The sequence below is a fragment of the Delftia sp. RIT313 genome (assembly GCF_000632165.1).
Classification (GTDB): Bacteria; Pseudomonadota; Gammaproteobacteria; order Burkholderiales; family Burkholderiaceae_C; genus Comamonas; species Comamonas acidovorans.
Window position 1 is genome coordinate 1 of record NZ_JFYT01000099.1, and the last position, 17,518, is coordinate 17,518.

Annotated in this window: 15 protein-coding genes; 4 read left to right on the plus strand and 11 right to left on the minus strand. The window is 69.3% G+C overall.

Annotated elements, in window-relative coordinates:
- The 5 genes from BW39_RS27075 to BW39_RS27095 form a co-directional block, all read right to left on the minus strand.
- Positions 1-755 (minus strand): FecR family protein (locus BW39_RS27075; RefSeq protein ID WP_043825279.1); only part of this gene is annotated, 755 nt, incomplete at its 3' end.
- The gene (locus tag BW39_RS27080; protein ID WP_013803880.1) at positions 752-1,312 is read right to left on the minus strand and encodes an RNA polymerase sigma factor; all 561 of its coding nucleotides are present in this window, start codon (positions 1,310-1,312) and stop codon (positions 752-754) included. The genes BW39_RS27075 and BW39_RS27080, both read right to left, overlap by 4 nt.
- A 126-nt stretch (positions 1,313-1,438) precedes the next feature.
- Complete coding sequence (locus tag BW39_RS27085; protein WP_043825280.1) at positions 1,439-3,967, minus strand: sensor histidine kinase; 2,529 nt, start codon at positions 3,965-3,967, stop codon at positions 1,439-1,441.
- Positions 3,968-3,991: 24 nt separating this feature from the next.
- Positions 3,992-4,900 (minus strand): ABC transporter substrate-binding protein, encoded by a 909-nt coding sequence (locus BW39_RS27090; protein WP_043825282.1) that lies wholly within the window; start codon positions 4,898-4,900, stop codon positions 3,992-3,994.
- Complete coding sequence (locus BW39_RS27095) at positions 4,900-5,271, minus strand: response regulator transcription factor (protein ID WP_012203798.1); 372 nt, start codon at positions 5,269-5,271, stop codon at positions 4,900-4,902. Before BW39_RS27095 ends, BW39_RS27090 begins: the two co-directional genes overlap by 1 nt.
- 113 nt (positions 5,272-5,384) lie before the next feature.
- Here BW39_RS27095 and BW39_RS27100 point away from each other — a divergent pair, with 113 nt between their 5' ends.
- On the plus strand, positions 5,385-6,023 hold the full coding sequence (locus tag BW39_RS27100; RefSeq protein ID WP_013803877.1) for a response regulator: 639 nt from the start codon (positions 5,385-5,387) through the stop codon (positions 6,021-6,023).
- Positions 6,020-6,811, plus strand: coding sequence for a response regulator (locus BW39_RS27105; RefSeq protein ID WP_043825283.1), 792 nt, complete (start codon positions 6,020-6,022; stop codon positions 6,809-6,811). The genes BW39_RS27100 and BW39_RS27105 overlap by 4 nt, the downstream gene beginning before the upstream one ends.
- A gap of 30 nt (positions 6,812-6,841) precedes the next feature.
- Here BW39_RS27105 and BW39_RS27110 read toward each other — a convergent pair whose 3' ends face one another.
- The 5 genes from BW39_RS27110 to BW39_RS27130 all read right to left on the minus strand — a co-directional run bounded on the left by BW39_RS27110 (position 6,842) and on the right by BW39_RS27130 (position 14,413).
- Entirely contained in the window at positions 6,842-7,039 is a 198-nt protein-coding gene (locus BW39_RS27110) for a hypothetical protein (protein ID WP_043825285.1), read from the minus strand.
- A complete protein-coding gene (locus tag BW39_RS27115) occupies positions 7,036-8,178 on the minus strand; it encodes a PepSY-associated TM helix domain-containing protein (RefSeq protein WP_013803874.1) in 1,143 nt (380 codons plus the stop codon). Before BW39_RS27115 ends, BW39_RS27110 begins: the two co-directional genes overlap by 4 nt.
- A gap of 100 nt (positions 8,179-8,278) precedes the next feature.
- Complete coding sequence (locus tag BW39_RS27120; RefSeq protein WP_043825288.1) at positions 8,279-10,447, minus strand: TonB-dependent receptor; 2,169 nt, start codon at positions 10,445-10,447, stop codon at positions 8,279-8,281.
- A 75-nt stretch (positions 10,448-10,522) separates the two neighbouring features.
- Positions 10,523-13,048, minus strand: a complete 2,526-nt coding sequence (locus BW39_RS27125) for a TonB-dependent siderophore receptor (protein WP_043825290.1) — start codon at positions 13,046-13,048, stop codon at positions 10,523-10,525.
- A 168-nt stretch (positions 13,049-13,216) separates the two neighbouring features.
- The gene (locus BW39_RS27130) at positions 13,217-14,413 is read right to left on the minus strand and encodes an MFS transporter (protein WP_043825292.1); all 1,197 of its coding nucleotides are present in this window, start codon (positions 14,411-14,413) and stop codon (positions 13,217-13,219) included.
- A gap of 95 nt (positions 14,414-14,508) precedes the next feature.
- Here BW39_RS27130 and BW39_RS27135 point away from each other — a divergent pair, with 95 nt between their 5' ends.
- On the plus strand, positions 14,509-15,096 hold the full coding sequence (locus BW39_RS27135; RefSeq protein ID WP_043825295.1) for a TetR/AcrR family transcriptional regulator: 588 nt from the start codon (positions 14,509-14,511) through the stop codon (positions 15,094-15,096).
- On the opposite strand, the gene BW39_RS27140 is transcribed toward BW39_RS27135, so the two are convergent.
- Positions 15,093-16,472 carry an aminotransferase-like domain-containing protein gene (locus BW39_RS27140; RefSeq protein ID WP_043781063.1) on the minus strand — a complete coding sequence of 460 codons (1,380 nt, stop codon included), beginning with the start codon at positions 16,470-16,472 and terminating at the stop codon, positions 15,093-15,095. The two genes, BW39_RS27135 and BW39_RS27140, sit on opposite strands and share 4 nt — an antisense overlap.
- A gap of 123 nt (positions 16,473-16,595) precedes the next feature.
- Here BW39_RS27140 and BW39_RS27145 point away from each other — a divergent pair, with 123 nt between their 5' ends.
- Positions 16,596-17,459: a DMT family transporter gene (locus BW39_RS27145; protein WP_043825296.1), complete on the plus strand. Its 864-nt coding sequence runs from the start codon at positions 16,596-16,598 to the stop codon at positions 17,457-17,459.
- The last annotated feature ends 59 nt before the right edge of the window (positions 17,460-17,518 follow it).

The following is a 17,518-nucleotide window of genomic DNA, read 5'->3' on the forward strand; positions in this document are numbered from 1 at the left end:
GGGCTGGCGTGGGCGCCATCGGCACCGGGGGCGGCACCGGGGGCGGCACCGGCGCTTTCGTCCGGCAGTTCCCCCACTTCGCCGGCCTGCAGCAGCAAGGACGGTGCTCCTTCAGCACCTTTCACCGCCAAACGCACCGTGCCATGCTCCACGCTCACCCGCACCAGGCCCGGCAGCCGGTTGACGGTGAAGCGCGTGCCCAGCACGGTGATGCGCGCCTGGCCTGCGTCGATGGTGAAGTGGCGGTCTGCATCCCTGGCCACGTCGAACAGGGCCTCGCCCCGCTCCAGCACCACGGCGCGCTGGCGGCGCGTGTAGCGCGTGGCGATGCGGCTGGCCGGTCCCAGGGTCAGCACGCTGGCGTCGGGCAGGTTCAGCACGATGCGTTCGCCAATCGCACTGTCGCGGGCCAGGGCGAACACGGTGGCGTCCTGCCATTCAAGCCAGCCGCGCCATGCCAGCAGGCCCGCCGTGCCCAGGCCGGCAACGCCCAGCACGCCGCGGGTGATGGCTGCGCGGCGCGTGTTGCGGCGCTGGCGCGCGGCGGTGTTCACGGCCGTGGCCAGGGCCTCGGTGCGGGGCGTGGAGTCGAAGTCCTGCCACAGCGCCTCGAAGGCGGCGTATTCGGCGGCGTGGCGCGGGTCGGCGTCCATCCAGGTGCGCCAGGCGGCGGCGTCGGCGGCGCCGGGCTGCGCTCCCGCATCCCGGTGCATGCGTATGAACCAGCGCGCGGCCTCTTCGCGCGGCGTGGTCATGGCGCGAGCAGCTCGCGCGCGGCGCGCAGGTCCAGCAGGGCGCGCATCAGGTGGCGCTCCACCATGTTCAGGCTGATGCCCAGCGTGGCGGCAATCCTGGGCTGGGAATGGCCTTCCACCTTGCACAGCCAGAACACCTCGCGGCAGCGCGGGGGAAGCCCTTCGATGACCCGCTGCGCAGCGGCCAGGCGCTGCTGCAGATCGGCCAGCACCTCGGCGGAAGGCGCGGTGAATGCTTCCTGCACGGCGATGGCGTCCGCGCGCCTGCCGGGGGCCGTGGAGTCCGGCTCGCCTGCCAGGTCGGGCAGGGGCACGAAGCGGCGTTCATGCGCCATCTGGTCCGCGAGCACGGTACGCGCCACCACGCGCAGATAGGCGTGCGGCTGGGCGATGCCTTCATGCCTGCCGCTGAGGGCGTAGCGCACGAAGGCGTCATGCAGCACATCCTGCGCACGGTGGATGCAGCGCGTGCTGCGCCAGATGGCGGGCAGCAGGCTGCCGTAGGCCCAGCGCAGGTCCAGGCCCAGCCAGGCTGCGGGAGTCGGATGGCGTGTCATACGAACGGGAATGGAGGCCGGGCGTGCCGACCGGCAGGTTCAGGGAGCAGGGTTGCGGCATTCTAAATGAGACTTTTTCTCATTTGTTGCCGAATGCCCACGCGCGCTCTGCCCGGTCTGGCTCCGCTACAGCAACTCCGCCGGCCGCGTCTCCGATGCGCCGGTGCGGCAGGGCAGGGTGATGCGAAACAGCGACCCGCCTTCGGAGCGGTTGCTGGCGGCGATGGTGCCGTCCATGGCGTCGATGATCTTGCGGCAGATGGCCAGGCCCAGGCCGGTGCCGCCCGAGCCGTTGCGGGTTTTGCTGGACTGCACGAAGGGCTGGAAGATCTTGTCCAGTTCCTGCGGCGGAATGCCCGGTCCCTGGTCGGAGACGGCGATGCAGATATCGCCCTGCTCATCGATGCGGCCCTGCACATCGATGCGCCCGCCAATGGGCGAGAACTTGATGGCATTGGCCAGCACATTGCGCACCACCTGCTGGAAGCGCACGGGGTCGGCCTTGGCGATCAGCGGCGTGTCGTCGAGCTCCAGCCGCAGGTCGATCAGCTTTTGCTGCTGCTGCGGCTCGAGCTCGCGCACCACGGGCCGTATCAGGCTCCTGAGGTCGGTGCGCTCCACGTGGATGGTGCCCACGGCGCTTTCCAGCTTGGCCACGTCCAGCAGGTCGTTGACCAGGGCCAGCATGCGTATGCCCGCCTCGTGGATGTCGTTGAACATGTCGGCCATGGCGGGATTGCCGCGCGAGCGCAGGCCGCCGAGCTCGGCAAAGCCCATGATGGACTGCAGCGGGGTGCGCAGCTCGTGGCTCATGTTGGCCACGAATTCCGATTTCACGCGGAAGGCCTCTTCGGCCGCGTCGCGGGCTTCGCGGGTGGCATGCTCGGCTGCACGGAATTCGCTCACGTCCACAAAAATGCTGAGCACGCCGGTGATCTGGCCCTGGGCATTCTTCACCGCGGCCTTGGAGATCTGCACGTCGCGGTAGCTGCCGTCCACATGGGGCAGCCGGGCCTCAACCATCATGCGCTGGCCCGAGCGCATCACGACCTGGTTGCTGCGCATCTGCAGCAGGGCATCGTCGCGCGCGTGCAGGCCCTTGATCTCGTGGCCGAGCACGGCGTAGCGGCCCCGGCCGAAGAAGTCCTCCCAGGCCTTGTTGACCAGGGCCACGCGCTGGTCCGCGTCGGTGACCAGCATGGGCAGGGGCGTGGTCTCGAACAGCAGATGCTGGAAGGCCAGCTGGGTCTGCAGCTCCTGCTGGGCCTTCCAGCGGGCGGTCACGTCCACGGCGCTGCCGGCAAAGCCCACCAGCCGGCCGTCGCGCAGCAGGGGAACCACGGCGATGTCGCAGAGCATCTCCCGGTTGCCCGGCAGGCGGAACATGGCCTGGCAGTTGCGCGGTGCCAGCCGTGCCAGGGGATCGAGCAGGGCCTGGATCTGCGCCAGGTACGAGCCGTCCACGATGTTCTCCAGCGGCTGGCCCACGGCCTCGGCGCTGGGCTGGCCGGTCAGCTGCTCCCAGCGCGCGTTCACGAAGGTCAGCAGTCCCTGGCTGTCGGTGCGAAAGATCAGCTCCTGCACGCTGCGCATGAGCACGGCCATCTCATGCTCGCTGCGCGCCAGGCGCGCCTGTGCCTGCTCCATGGCCTGCAGTGCCGACTTCTGGACCCTGCGGGTCTTGAGCACCGACCAGCTCAGTCCCAGCACCAGGGCCAGCAGGGCCACGCCGGCCACGAAGAAGGCAAAGGCGTTGTCCCGCCAGCGCGCCACCATGGCCGCGTAGGGCTCCTCCACCACCAGCAGCAGCGGCCAGTTGCGCACGGTGCGGAACGACACGATCTGGTGGCGGCCCAGCATGCCCGCGCCGATGTAGGAGCCGAATTCGCTGTGCGGCAGCCATTCCTGGAACAGCGGCGTCTGCAGCGCGGCGGCTGCCTGCACGCCCGTGCCCTCATTGGTGCTGGCCAGGGGCCGGCCGTCATAGGTCAGCAGCACGGCCTCGTAGCTGAGGGTCTCCAGCGTGGACTGGTAGAAGTTGGCCACGGCGTCGGGATTGATCAGGGCCACCAGCACGGCGGGCATGCCGTTGTCCTGGTGGAAGGCCAGCAACTGCGGCAGGAAGGACACGCCGCGCGGCGTCGGATGCGCCCGTGGCGCCAGCGACGACAGGCTGCGGCCGGGCACCAGCCGGCCCAGCTGGGGCTTGCCGGGGATGAGGACGGCCGCCTTGTCGTGCAGCAGATCCTGCGTGTTGATCTGCTGGCCGGCCTCCCCCGCCTGGGTGCTGGCCAGGATGAGGCCCTTGTCGTCGATCAGCGCCATGCTGCGCAGGTAGGGCAACTGGGCGATCAGCAGGGCCATGGCGGCCTCGCGCGTGCCGCGCCCACTGCCTGCGGCCACGATGGCCGGGTTGTGCGCCAGGCTGGCCAGGGCCATTTCGGTGTTCTCGAAGGTCTTGGCCGTCTGGTCCTCCAGCACGCGGGCCAGCAGCGAGGCCTGGGACTTGCTCTGGTCCGCATCGGCATGCAGCTGGCTCCAGACGAAGAGCACCAGTCCGGCGAGCACGCACAGTGCAAAGGTCAGCACCAGCGCCTTGATGTGGGCACTGCGCCGGGCTCCGAGAAAATGATGCGCGGCAGCTCGTTCAGACATGATGAAGGTGCTCCATCGGAAGTTTCAGGGCGCGACGATGGCGGTCAGGCCGTTGTGGCGCGCGGCCCTGGCCAGGCGGCCGTCGCGCTTGATGTCCGAGACGAACTGGTTCAGGCGCGCCAGCCACTGGGCGTCGGCAGGGCTGGCCGCATAGCCGTAGGGCAGCACATGGAAGGGCTGGGGCGGCGCGATCAGCTGCACCCAGTCCGAGCTGTCCAGCAGCTTGCGGCTGTACGGGTAGTCGGTCATGAACACGTCCACGCGCCCGGCCATGAGTTCCTTTTCGCGGGTTTGCGGCGGCTCCACCAGCACCAGGTGCGCATGCCTGAGCGACTCGCGCATGACCGGCTCCATGAAGGTGCCGCGCTGCACGGCCACCTGCACGCCGGGCTGGTCGATGTCGGCCCAGCTGCGCACGGCGGGGTTGCTCTTGGTGGTGATGCCGTAGATATCGCTGCTCAGGTAGGGCTGGGTGAAGCGCAGCTGCTGCTGGCGCTGCGGCAGGATGCCGACGGCGAACATGGCCACGTCGCAGCGCGACTCCAGCAGGTCGGGCACCAGCCGCGAGAAGGACGAGTCCACATGCTGCAGCCGCGCGCCCAGGTCCTTGGCCAGCTCTGCCGAGAGCTCCGCGTCGATGCCCGTGAGCCTGCCCGTGCGTGCGTCACGGTAGGTAATGCCGTAGTAGTCGGGCCAGATGCAGACCTTCAGCGTGTGGCTGCTGGCCACGCGGTCCAGCACCTCGCCGGCCCGTGCTGCGCCAGGCCCCATGGCCAGCACCGCCACCCAGACCGGCACCAGTGCCAGCAGCAGCGCCTGTACAACGGGCAGCACAACGGCCTGCACGGCGGCCCGCACCAGCGCGGACAGGCGCGCGGCGTCCCCGGACGGTATCTGCCATCGGCCCGCGGCGGCCTGCGTGTGCATCGTCATCAGTCGCTCCTGTAAAGACTGGCCAGGGTCTCCAGCAGCCGGTTCGGGCTGAAGGGCTTGAGCAGGTATTCGTCGGCACCGGCATTGAAGCCCGCCTCGCGGTCCTGCGCACTGCCCCGGGCCGTCAGCAGGATCACCCGCGTGTGCCGCAGGTCGTAGGAGGTCTTGATGCGGCAGCACACCTCCAGGCCGTCCAGCGTCCCCGGCATCATCATGTCCAGCAGCACGACATCGGGCTGGCTGCGCTGGGCCAGGGCCCAGGCTTCGTCACCGGTCGGCGCCTCCATGACTTCGTATGCGCTGGACTCCAGCGTCATGCGCAATAGCTTGCGGATGTCGGCTTGGTCTTCGGCGATCAGTATCTTCTTCATGGCGGGCCTTTCGCAACGCAGTTGAAGGGTTCTGCGTTGGATTCAATCATAAATATCAAATTCATCAAATTTGTATTGAATTTTTTAATCGTATTTGATGCAAAATTGCTGCCATGTCCGAGAACAGCACCCCACCAGGCCAAATTCCGCACTACACGACCGCTGAGGTGGCCAAGCTGCTGGGCATGGCGGTGCGGTCGGTTCAGCTCATGGTCGATCGCGGCGATCTGGAGGCCTGGAAGACCCCCGGAGGGCATCGGCGCATCACGCGCGCCTCCGTGGAGCGCTGGCGCGGCAGGCAGGGCGATGCGGCCGCCACGTCCGGGGCGCCAGCGGCGGCCCCGGCGCCCGCTCCCGCGCAGGCCGGCACGGGCCCGCGCGTGCTGCTGATCGAGGACTCCGTGCACTTCCAGAACCTGGTGCGCCTGCTGGTGCAGCGCCACTTTCCCGACGTGCAGCTGCACGTGGCGCACGACGGGATCACCGGCATGGCGCTGTACGGGCAGATCCAGCCCGACGTGCTGCTGGTGGACATCCTGCTGCCCGACATCGACGGCGCCGCCCTCATCACCACCTTGCGCACGCATGAGCAGTTCGCGCGCTGCAAGCTTTTGGTGGTCACCTCGCTGGATGCGGCAGAGCGCGAGGCCTACGCCTTTGCACTGGGCGGCGCGCGCGTGATCCACAAACCCCAGCTCGTGCAGGAGCTGCCCGAGGCGCTGGGCGAACTGCTGGGCAGGCAGGCAGCGTGAATCCGGCCCATCCTGCGGTCCTGCTGGTGGAGGACGATGCCTCGATTGCGCGATTCGTCACGCTGGCGCTGGAGGGCATGCCCCTCACCCTGGTGTCCTGCGCGAGTGCGGAGCAGGCGCAGAGCCTGCTGCAGAGCCAGCCCTTTGCCCTGCTGATCACCGACCTGATGCTGCCCGGCGCCTCCGGGGTCGAGCTCATCGAATGGCTGCGCAGCTCCCCGCAGGCAGGCTGCAGCGCCGTGGTCTTCAGCGCCGGCGTGCGGGCCGACGTGGCGCTGCGCCTGGAGCAACTGCAGGTCTGGGGCGTGCTGCGCAAGCCCGTGTCGGTGGCGCAACTGGTGGACTGCGTGGAATCGGTGCTGGCGGCGCAACCGGCCGGCTCGCCCGCGCCAGCCAGCGTGCAAGCTGCCGATGCGGATATGCCGGTGGATATGCAGGCGGATATGCCGGCGGATGGCGGCCCGGCCGCCGTCTCCAGCTATTTCGGCGGCGATGCCGCCCTGTTCCACAGCTACCGCGCCAGCTGTCTTGCGCAGTTGCCCGACGATGTGGCGCTGGGCGAAAACCTGCTGGCCGCGCGCGACGCCGCGGCGCTGCGCCGGCTGGCGCACAACCTCAAAAGCGTGCTGCGCCTGCTGGGGCACGAGCAAGCCAGCGGCCTGGCGCAGACGCTGGAGCAGGCCTGCCTGGCCAGCGACTGGGCGGGCGCCACCGATGCCTGGCGGCAACTGGGCGCGGCCCTGCTGGGAATGCTGGACGGCGCGGGCCAGCGGCCCCGGCGCGGCTGACACCGCGCCCGCCATTGCGCCATCCCGCCGTCATTGCGGCGGGCTGCGCGGCACCCAGCCGTGCCAGATTCCCGCCGCCGTGGGAATGGCCAGGCAGACGCCGGCCAGCATGTCGCCAAAGCCGCCGTCGCTGAACAGGGCCGAGACCAGGCCGATGGCCGTCAGCACGCCCAGTGCGATGGGCCAGCCCCAGAGGGCGAGAAAGCCCCGGTGTTGCGCGCCGCTCATGCCGTGATCTCCTTGCCGCGCGGCGCGGGCTGCGGGGCCGGCACGCTCTTGCCCTTTTTGACCCACAGGTACAGGCCCGTGCCCAGCACGATGATGCTGGCGATGTCCAGCAGCGCCCAGAGGATCTGCATGGCCCGCCCGCCGTAGTCGCCGAAGTGCAGCGGCTGGGACACCAGCAGCGCCGTCAGATACCAGGGCAGGGCGGGCGCGGCCGTGACCTGGGCGGTCTTGGCGTCCACCAGCACGGGCAGGAACAGGCGCGAGGTCAGGGGCTCGTTGCCGCGCAGGAAGAAGGTGTGGTGGTGCGGGCTGGAGAACGTGGTGCCGGGGAAGGCGATGAAGTACAGCTTGGTGCCTGGCACCTGCTGCTGGGCGGCCTGCAGCGATTGCTGCAGCGAGGCGCGCTCCGCCACCGGCACCGTGTCCTGGCCCTGGTAGGGCGCCAGCACGCTGCTGAGCTGGTCATGCTGCCAGTACTTGATCAGCAGGTCGGCCCAGGTATTGATCATGCCGGTGGCGCCCACCACGAACAGCCACACCAGGGTGACGATGCCCAGCAGGTTGTGCAGGTCCAGCCACTTCAGGCGCGGCTGGCGCGTGCGGCGCACGGTGCCGAAATCGAGCTTGCGCATGAAGGGCGCGTACAGCACCACGCCGCTGACGATGGCGATCAGCAGCAGCAGCCCCATGAAGCCCAGGAACAGCTTGCCCGGCAGCCCCGCGAACAGGTCCACGTGCAGCTTGAACATGACCCACATGAAGCCCTGGTCGAAGCGTGGCTGGGCCAGCAGCTCGGCCGTGCGCGCATCGATGACCACGGAGCGGAAATCGTCCGTGGGCGCCGGCGTGGGCGTCATGGTGACGAACCAGAGGTCATCGGTGTCGTCGGACTTGGAGACGAACTGCACCACGCGGTCCGGGTGCTGGGCGCGGGCCACCTCCAGCACCTTGTCCAGGCTGGCATGGGGCGTGCCCTGGGGCATGGGCGGGGCCTCCACCTCGGTGCCCAGCAGGTGGCCGATTTCGTGGTGGAAGATCAGCGGAAGGCCGGTCAGGCACAGCAGCAGCATGAAGACGGTGCAGACCAGGCTGCTCCATTTGTGCAACCAGGCCCAGGTCTTGATCGTGTGGCTTTGCATGGGGTGTTCTTTTCTCTGACAGAAGGGGGCCTGCGGCCCCCGCCATCACCGCGCCCCCGGCGCCATGCCGGGGGCGGGGCGGTTGCCGGTGGCCGGGGGCTTAGAAGTCCACTTGTGCCGACAGCATCAGCGTGCGCGGCGCGCCCGTGGTGGTGTAGCCGGCGGCAGTCACCCAGTAGCTCTTGTTGCTGACGTTCTCCAGGCTGGCGCGCAGCACCACGGGCTTGCCGGCCACGTGGGTGCGCAGGCGTGCGCCCAGGTCCAGGCGTGTCCAGCCGGGCATGCGCAGGATGTTGGCCGCGTCGTAGTACATGGACGAGGTGTGGATCACGCGGCCGTTCAGGCTCAGGCCCTCCACCCAGGGCGTATCCCAGTCCAGGCCCAGGTTGAAGGTGCGCTCGGGCACGCCGTTGGCATCGTTGCCCTGGTTCACGCCGCCTGCCGTGCGCGAGAGCTTGGCGTTGTTGAAGGCCGCGCTGGCCAGCAGGCGCAGGCCCTTCTGGATCTCGCCGTAGGCGGTCAGCTCCAGGCCGCGGTTGCGCGTCTCGCCGCCGAAGCTGTAGACATTGGTCACCGGGTCTGTCATGGAGCCCGGGCGCTGGATCTGGTAGAGCGCGGCCTGCGTGGTCATGCGGCCCCAGTCCACCTTCACGCCCACTTCGTACTGCTTGGACTTCTGCGGCGCGAACACCTGGCCGGCATTGGCCGTGTTGGGCCCGGCCGTGCCGCCTGCCGACAGGCCTGCCGTGTAGTTGGCGTAGACCGAGACATTGTTCTGCGGCTTGAACACCACGCCGGCCAGTGGCGTCACTGCGCTGGCCTTGTACAGCGTGGTGCCGCTGGCGTTCTTCTGGTCGATGGTCTGGTCGCGCAGGCCCACGGTCACCAGCACGCGGTCGCTGAACAGCGCCATGGTGTCGGCCAGCGCCAGGCTGTGCTGCGTCAGCTCGGCGTTCTTGGTGGGCGCGCCGCGCACGAAGTCGATGGCCGGCAGGGGCGAGGGGTTGTAGATGTTGGAGGGGACGGCTTTGGTGGTCAGCTGGTAGAAGTAGCCGCTCTCGCGGTCCATGTAGTTGGCCGCGGCCACCACGGTGTGGCCGATGGCGCCGGTCTTGAAGCGCGTGCGCAGGCCCACGTCGGCCGAGGTGGTCTTGTTGAACTCGTCGTAGAAGCCGTTGCGCACCGTGAAGTTGCCCAGCGAGTCGATGCGCTGCACGGCCGTGGGAAAGCTCTGGTCGCTGGACACATCGCTGTAGCCCACGCCGCCGTAGACGGAGGTGTTGGCGTTGATGTCGTATTCCACGCGCGAGATCACGGTCTTGGCCTTGTCCAGCAGCTCCGTGCCCGGGTTGAAGTTGGTGCGGCTGTCGGGCACGGCGGGCACCTGGGTGATGCCGGCCAGGAAGGCGCTTTGCGGGCGGAATTCCGTGGTCTTGCCGCTGGTGGTCAGCGCGTCCAGCGACCAGCGCAGGCCCTGGCCTTCGTAGTCCAGGCCGACCGATGCCAGGCCCAGGCGCTGGCGGCCGCCGTCGATGTTGCCTTCGCCATTGCGCCACACGCCGTTCACGCGCACGCCCCACTGGTTGTCTTCGCCAAAGCGGCGGCCCACGTCCAGGTGGGTGCCGAACTGGGCCTTGCCCATGTAGGTGGCGGTCAGGCGGTTCAGCGGCACGTCGCCCGCGCGCTTGGTCACCACGTTGATGCTGCCGCCGATGCTGCCGCTGGGACCCACGCCATTGGTCAGCGAGCCGGGGCCCTTGAGCACTTCCACGCGCTCGATCACCTCCAGCGGCAGGCGCGTGGAGGGCGACAGGCCGTACAGGCCGTTCACCGACACATCGCGCATGGACAGGGAAAAGCCCCGCACCTGGAAGTCATCGCCATAGCCGCCGCGCGCCTGCAGCGTGCGCACCGAGGCGTCGTTCATCACCACGTCGGCGATGGTCAGCGCCTGCTGGTTCTCGATCAGCTCCGAGGTGTAGTTGGTCGTGCTGAAGGGCACGTTCATCTGGTCGGTCTTGCCCAGGATGCCCAGGTCGCCGCCGCGCGCGATCTGGCCGCCGGCATAGGTCTTTTGCAGTCCACCAATGGCCTCGGCCTGGTCGCTCACTGTCACTTCCTTGAGGGCCGGGCCCTCGGCCGTCTGGGCCGCCACGCCCACGGCGGCCAGGGCCAGGCCGGCGCCCAGGCATTGGCGGATCAGGCGCGTGAGGGGGTGGGGAGCGAAGCGGAAGTCCGCAGGAGTGCTGTGGTGCGTCATGGCAGTCATGTGCAAAGGTTGGAAAAAGCGGGAGGAAAAACCGGGAAGAAAAAGCCGGGAAAGGAGGGCAGGCCGGCCGTGGCCCTAGAAGCGAGCGCGCAGCGACACCGTGACGTTGCGCGGATCGCCGTAGTAGTTGTTGAAGTAGGTGCTGTTGGGCGAGAACTTGGCGTAGTAGCGCTTGTCCAGCAGGTTGCTCACGTTCAGCTGCAGCGAGTAGGTGTCGTCCAGGCGGTAGGCCAGCAGCGCGTCAAAAAGCGCATAGCCACCCTGGCGGGTGGTGACATCGCCCACGCTGGCGTAGGCATCGCTTTGCAGCCGCACGCCGGCGCCTGCGGTCCATCCCTGCAAGGGCCCCTTGAAGCGGTGGCTGGCAAACAGGCGCAGCGCATGGCGCGGGTCCACGGGCCGCAGCGGCTGGCCCACGTTGGCCTCGGAGGCGTCGCGCAGGTACCTGGCCTGGGTGTAGGTGTAGCCTGCCAGCACCTGCCAGCCTGGCGCTGGCTCGCCGGACAGCTCCAGCTCCCAGCCCTGGCTGCGGCTCTTGCCGCCGGCCATGAAGCAGTGGCTGGTCGGGTAGTACGGCAGGCAGGGCATGGCCGATGCCGTGTCCTGCATGGCGCTGCCCACGCGCTGGATGCGGAACACCGACACGCTGGCCTGCAGCCGGCCGTCCATGAAACTGCCCTTGAGCCCGGCCTCCAGGTCCTCGCCCCGGGCGGGCGCCAGGATGCTGCCGTCGGCGGCCTTCTTGTCCTGGGGGCTGAAGATCTCGCTGTAGCTGGCATAGGCGTCGAGCGTGTCCGACAGCGCATGCACCAGGCCCGCATAGGGCGTCAGCTCGCGGCGCACGCTGTAGCCGCTTTGGGCATTGCCGGGTTCGAGATAGCTCCACCAGCTCAGGCGCGCGCCGGCAATGGCGGTGAGCGAGTCGGTCAGCGACAGCCGGGCCCGCGCGAATCCGCCGTACTGGTGGATGTGGGACACGGGCGATGAATAGGCGTTGCCGTTGCCCTCGCTGTAGAAGGGCTCGGGGTAGCTGGTGTACGGATTCCAGCCGCGGATGTCCACATTGCGCAGCGGGCTCACGCCCCAGTAGCCCGTGGCCCCCGTGCTGCGGATGCGCTGCAGGTCGGCGCCCAGCGACAGCTCGTGCCTGCGGCCCAGGGCCTCGAAGGGGCCGCTGGCCAGCAGGCTCAGCGCGTTCTGCGTGCTGCCGTCGCCGCCATAGATGGAGGTGCTCACGTCGAACAGATAGGGATTGCTGTCGCTGGCCCTGGAAAACGAGGTCTGCTTGAACCCGTCCGACCGAAAGCGCGTGTGCGCCGCCTGGGCCTTCAGTTGCCAGCCGCTGTCCAGCCGGTGCTCCAGCTCGGCAAAGGCCTGCTGGTTGTGGCGGTCCCAGGTATTCCAGGGCGTGCCCAGGTAGGTGCTGCGCGGCAGGCCGAGCTGGCTGCCATCGGCGGCGGCAGGCAGGCCGCCCCAGGAGCCCGTGGCCTGCAGGTCCGTGTGCTGCAGGCCGGCGGTGAGCGTGGTGCGCGGCCCCAGGTCCGCCTCCAGCACGCCGTACAGGCCCAGGCGCTTTTCCTTGCGCGCGGTCTGGAACGATGCCTTGTCGTCCGCCAGCGCCACCAGCCGGCCGCGCAGCGTGCCGGCTGCGTTCAGCGGGCCGGACAGGTCGGCCTCCATGCGCTGGCGGTCCCAGGAGCCCAGCGTCAGCGCGGCCGAGCCCTGCCATTGCGCCGTGGGCCGCTTGCGCACCATGTTCACCATGGCCGAGGGCGAGCCCGCGCCACGCAGCAGGCCCGTGGCGCCGCGCAGCACCTCCACGCGGTCCAGCATGGCCATGTCGGGCTGGATGAAGGTGGAGGCCGAGGCCACCTGGTTCACATTGAGCCCGTCCACCTGCAGCGAATCGATCTGGTAGCCGCGCGAGTAATAGGCGATGCGCTCGCTGTCGATGTACTCCACCGTCACGCCCGGCGTGTGCTGCAGCACGGCATGCAGGTCGGGCAGGGCCTGCTCGTCCAGCCACTGGCGCGTGAGCACGGTCACGGGCTGCGGGATGTCGCGCACCGACTGAAGCCCCTTGTAGCCCGTGACCAGGCTGGCCGCGTAGCTGTCCGAGGTTTCGGTCGTGGCACTGGCCGGCGCCGTGGCCCGGACCGTGACCGTGCCCAGAGTCTGCCCGCCCGTGCCCGAGGCCGCCGCTGGCAGCGGCCGCAGCGTATAGACGCCGCTGGACTCGCGCACCGCCTGCAGCGCCGTGCCCTGCAGCAGCCTGGCAAAACCGTCTTCCACGCCATATCTGCCCTGCAGCCCCGGGGACTGCAGCCGGCCCAGCTGCGCGGCATCAAACGACAGCGCAACGCCAGCCTGGTTGGCGTACTGCGCGATCACATGCGTGAGCGGGCCGGCCGCAATCGAAACGCTGCGCTGGCCGGCTTGGGCGGCCTGGGCGGACGGCGCCGCATGGACGCAGTCCGTTGCCGTGGCAACCAGCATCGCCACCCCCAGCACCGCTGCCACCCCAGCCATCCCCATGGACGCAGGCCAGCCCCGTGCGGCTGCAAGGCCGTCCTGGGGCTGGTGGGGGTGGGTGCGGGGCATGGGGCTGGGAAAAGTGGTGTGACTCCCCGTATGCCGAACAAGCCCTGCCGATCCTGCAAGTTCGGCTGGACTTTTTTTGCGCTGCCGCTGAGATTTTCTCCATTATTTCCCGTTTATCACCAGGTGGAATAAGGCTGGATCGCTATGGTTTTATTTTCGACCAATGCCTCAGGACACCACCACCGGCCTGGGCTGGCGCGTCCCCGCCAGCGCCAGGCCCGCGAACAGCATCAGCATCAGGCCGTAGGCATAGGTGACCGGCAACAGGCCGAAGCGCGCGGCGGCCATGCCCGCCGCGATGGCCGGCACGCTGAACGCCAGGTAGCTGGCGATGTAGATGGCCGAGATCAGGGCGCCGCGCTCGTGCGGCTCGGCCAGCGGGATCACGCTGCGCAGCGCGCCCTGGAAGCCCACGCCGAAGCCCGCGCCCGCCACCACCGAGGCGCCCAGCACCAGGGGCAGGCTTTGCAGATGGGCGCCGACCAGCAGCAGGGCCACCCCGGCCAGCAGGCCGCTGCCGCCGAACTGCAGCATGGCGCGCGGCGCGCGGCTGCGCAGCGTCCAGATGGCGGCGGCGGCGCTCAGCGTGTTGATGCACACGGCAAAGCTGGCGGCGATCTCCGAGCCCGTGACCGAGCGGATCATCGACGGGCCCAGCGACAGGTAAAAGCCCCCCAGTGCCCACACCGTGATGCTCATGGGCAGCACGCGCATGAAGTCGGCCCGGGCCTGGCCCGGAATCCGCACGCGCGGGCGCATGGCGGCCAGCGCGCCGGGGCGGCGCGCGCCCGTCTCGGGCAGCACGGCCATGGCGGCGGCCACGGCCACGAAGATCAGCGCCATGAGCCAGAACACCAGGCCCAGCTGCTGGCGCCACAGCTGCGCGAACTCGCCCGCCACGACAATGCCCGCCGCCATGCCGACCATGGGCGCCATGGTGCTCACCAGCGTGCCGCGCTCGCGGTGCAGGTCCAGCAGCGCCGCGCCCATGGCCGCACTGGCCATGCCGGTGGCAAAGCCCTGCAGCACGCGCGCCAGCACCAGGGCCTGCACGTCGCCCGCGCGGGCGAACACCGCCAGCGAGACGATCTCCAGCACCAGCGCCGCCAGGATCACGGGCTTGCGGCCCAGGTGGTCCGACAGCGCGCCCGTGGTGAGCAGGGCCAGCAGCAGGCTCAGCGCATAGACCGCGAAGACCAGGGTCAGCATGCCGGAGGAAAAGCCCCAGTCATGCTGGTAGAGGCGGTACAGCGGCGTGGGCGCGCTGGAGGCCGCGAAGAAGCTGCCCAGGCCGAAGGCCAGGACGGCCAGGCTGCGGCCGGGCCGGGCAGCGGGAGTGGAGTTGGATGGTTGCAGTACCGACATGGTTAAGAGCCCTGCTGCACAATTAATGCAAAGTTTTTGCGTTAGCGAATTCTGCGCTTGTACGCTGCTAACGCAAATTTTTAGCTTTAATAACCATGAGCACGCAAGTCCCATCCCTTTCCAAAACAGGCGGTCCCGCCCGTCCCGGCGGACGCAGCGCGCGCATCCAGGCCACGGTCTACCAGACCGTCAAGGGCCTGCTGGAAACCATGCCGCGCGAGGAACTGAGCTTTCCGCTCATCGCCGCCCAGGCGGGCGTGACGCCGTCCACCCTCTACCGGCGCTGGGGCGACATACAGCAGCTGCTGGCCGATGTGGCCGTGGAAATCATCCGGCCCACGGCGCCGCCGCTGGACACGGGCACGCTGGAGGGCGACCTGCTGGCCTGGGCCGAGCAGTTCCTGGAGGAATCGGCCTCGCCGCTGGGCCGCACCATGCTGCGCGACATGGCCGCCGCAGCGGGCAACGAGCACACGCCCTGCGCCTGCGTGGAAATCCTGCGCGGGCAACTGGCGCAGATCGGCGAGCGCGCAGCGCGGCGTGGCGAGGCGATGCCCGCTGCGGACACCTTGATCGACGCGCTGGCCGCGCCCATCGTCTACCGCGTGCTGTTCGACCTGCCGCCGTCCCTGGAACACGTGCAGGCACGGGTGCGCGGCCTGCTGCAGGCTGAACCGGCCTAGCCCTTCAGCGCCCGCGCCAGCACCTCGAAGATCCGCGCATCCGAGCACTGCGCCACATTGAAGCGCAGGAAATCGCCTGCGCTCTGCGACTGGCTGAAGGCATTGCCGGGCGCCAGCACCACGCCATCTTCCAGGCAGGTGCGCGCAAGCGCCGTGGCATCCATGCCCCCGGGCAACTGGCACCACAGGAACATGCCGGCCTGCGGCACCAGCCAGGGCTTCATGCCCAGGGCCTGCAGCCGCGCGGCCGTGCGTTCCATTTCCTGCGCCAGCCGCAGCCGCACGGACTCCATGTGCCTGCGGTAGCCGCTGTCGGTCAGCGTGCGCAGCACGATGTCGGCGGCCATGCGCCCGCCGCCGAAGTTGGTGGCGATCTTCAGGTCCGCCAGGTCCTGCGTCCAGTCGGGCCGCGCCGCGATGAAGCCGCAGCGCAGCGAGGCCGACACCGTCTTGGAGAAGCTGCCGATCTGGATCACGCGCGACAGGCCGTCGAAGGCCGCCAGCCGGGGCGCCGCATGGGTCTCCAGGTCGCAGAAGATGTCGTCCTCCACGATCACCAGGTCCGAGCTGTCGGCCAGCTTCAGGATGCGGTGCGCCACCAGTGGCGACAGCGTGGCGCCCGTCGGGTTGTGGATGGCCGAATTGGTGATGTACAGGCGTGGCGAATGCGCCTGCAGCGCGTCGGCGAACCGGGCCACGTCGGGCCCCTGCGGCGTGTAGGGCACGCTCACGGCCTGCACGCGGTGCGCCTTGAGCAGTGCATGGAAATTGAAATAGCAGGGGTCGTCGATCAGCACCGTATCGCCGGGCTCCAGCAGGAAACGGCAGACCAGGTCGATGGAGTGCGTGCCCGACTCCGTCAGCAGGATCTGCTCGGGCGAGGTCTCCAGCCCCATGGCGGCCATGCGCCGCGCCAGCAGGCGGCGCAGTGCCGGGTGGCCCAGCGGCGTTGCGTACTCCGTCAGCTCCAGCGTGCCCGAGCGCGCCAGGGAGCGCAGCGCGCGGCGAACGCCTTCCTCGTACAGCCATGAAGGCGGCAGCCAGCCGCAGCCCGGCTTGAGCGCGTGGGCATCTGCCTGCAGCGACTGGCGGGCCAGCCACAGGGGGTCGACTTCCCTGTCCACGCGCGGCCCGATACCGCCCAGCGCCAGCGGCGCCACCGGCCCCGCCACATAAAAGCCCGAGCCCGGGCGCGAGACGATCACCCCCTCTGCCGCGAGCCGCTCATAGGCCTCCACCACCGTGGACACCGACACCTGCATGGCCTGCGCCTGCGCGCGCACCGAGGGCAGGCGCGTGCCGGGCAGGTAGGTGCGCGCGGCGATGCGCGACTGGATCTCTTCCATCACCGCCTGGATGCGTGTGCCGCTGCGCATGGCCGTTCTCTCTTCTGTAGTGGATTTGTGTGCATAACAGTTCTTTTGAATTGTATTGGACTGTCTATGGAAGATCCGGCCGTGCAATGGCCCACTGCCTGCTGCAAACCAAGGAGCTTTTTGATGGACAAGACAAGCAGCGGGTGGATCAACGGATTCATCGGCGTGGCGATCTTTGCGGGATCGCTGCCGGCCACCCGCGTGGCGGTCGCCGACCTGGACCCCACCTTTCTGACCTGTGCGCGCGCCAGCATCGCGGCATTGCTGGCCCTGGCCATGCTGCTGGCGCTGCGCCAGCCCCGGCCCGCGCGTGCCGACATGCCTTCGCTGGCGCTGAGCGCGCTGGGCGGCGTGGTGGGCTTTCCGCTGCTGACCGCGCTGGCGCTGCAGTACGTCACCTCGGCGCATTCCATCGTCTTCGTGGGCCTGCTGCCCCTGTCCACGGCCGTGTTTGCCGTGCTGCGCGGCGGCGAGCGCCCGCGCCCGGCCTTCTGGCTGTTCTCGCTGGCGGGCGCGGCCTTCGTGGCCGGCTATGCGGCCGTGGGCGGGGCTGGGGGCTCGCTGCGCGGCGACCTGCTGATGCTGGCCGCCATCATCGTCTGCGGCCTGGGCTATGCCGAGGGCGCGCGCCTGTCGCGCACGCTGGGCGGCTGGCAGGTCATCAGCTGGTCGCTGGTGCTGGCCCTGCCCGTCATGCTGCCGGCCGCCCTGATCAGCATGCCGGCATCGCTGGCCGATGTGGGCCGGCCCGCATGGCTGGGCCTGGCCTATGTCTCGCTGTTCAGCATGCTCATCGGATTCGTGTTCTGGTACCGGGGCCTGGCGCAGGGCGGCATTGCGGCCGTGGGCCAGATCCAGCTGCTGCAGCCCTTCATGGGCCTGGGCCTGGCGGCCCTGCTGCTGCACGAGCAGGTGAGCTGGGGCATGGTGCTGGTCACCATGGCGGCCGTGGTCTGCGTGGCCGGGGCGAAGAAGTACGCGCGCTGAGCCCGTCCGGTGCGGGGCGTGGTGCGGGGGAGCGGGGCGGGGTGGTCAGCGCCCGGCCT

Coding starts and splice junctions, on each gene's coding strand:
- BW39_RS27080 (WP_013803880.1), bottom strand. CDS start 1,312: ATGACACGCCATCCGACTCCCGCAGCCTGGCTGGGCCTGGACCTGCGC.
- BW39_RS27085 (WP_043825280.1), bottom strand. CDS start 3,967: ATGTCTGAACGAGCTGCCGCGCATCATTTTCTCGGAGCCCGGCGCAGT.
- BW39_RS27090 (WP_043825282.1), bottom strand. CDS start 4,900: ATGACGATGCACACGCAGGCCGCCGCGGGCCGATGGCAGATACCGTCC.
- BW39_RS27095 (WP_012203798.1), bottom strand. CDS start 5,271: ATGAAGAAGATACTGATCGCCGAAGACCAAGCCGACATCCGCAAGCTA.
- BW39_RS27100 (WP_013803877.1), top strand. CDS start 5,385: ATGTCCGAGAACAGCACCCCACCAGGCCAAATTCCGCACTACACGACC.
- BW39_RS27110 (WP_043825285.1), bottom strand. CDS start 7,039: ATGAGCGGCGCGCAACACCGGGGCTTTCTCGCCCTCTGGGGCTGGCCC.
- BW39_RS27115 (WP_013803874.1), bottom strand. CDS start 8,178: ATGCAAAGCCACACGATCAAGACCTGGGCCTGGTTGCACAAATGGAGC.
- BW39_RS27120 (WP_043825288.1), bottom strand. CDS start 10,447: ATGACTGCCATGACGCACCACAGCACTCCTGCGGACTTCCGCTTCGCT.
- BW39_RS27125 (WP_043825290.1), bottom strand. CDS start 13,048: ATGCCCCGCACCCACCCCCACCAGCCCCAGGACGGCCTTGCAGCCGCA.
- BW39_RS27130 (WP_043825292.1), bottom strand. CDS start 14,413: ATGTCGGTACTGCAACCATCCAACTCCACTCCCGCTGCCCGGCCCGGC.
- BW39_RS27135 (WP_043825295.1), top strand. CDS start 14,509: ATGAGCACGCAAGTCCCATCCCTTTCCAAAACAGGCGGTCCCGCCCGT.
- BW39_RS27140 (WP_043781063.1), bottom strand. CDS start 16,472: ATGCGCAGCGGCACACGCATCCAGGCGGTGATGGAAGAGATCCAGTCG.
- BW39_RS27145 (WP_043825296.1), top strand. CDS start 16,596: ATGGACAAGACAAGCAGCGGGTGGATCAACGGATTCATCGGCGTGGCG.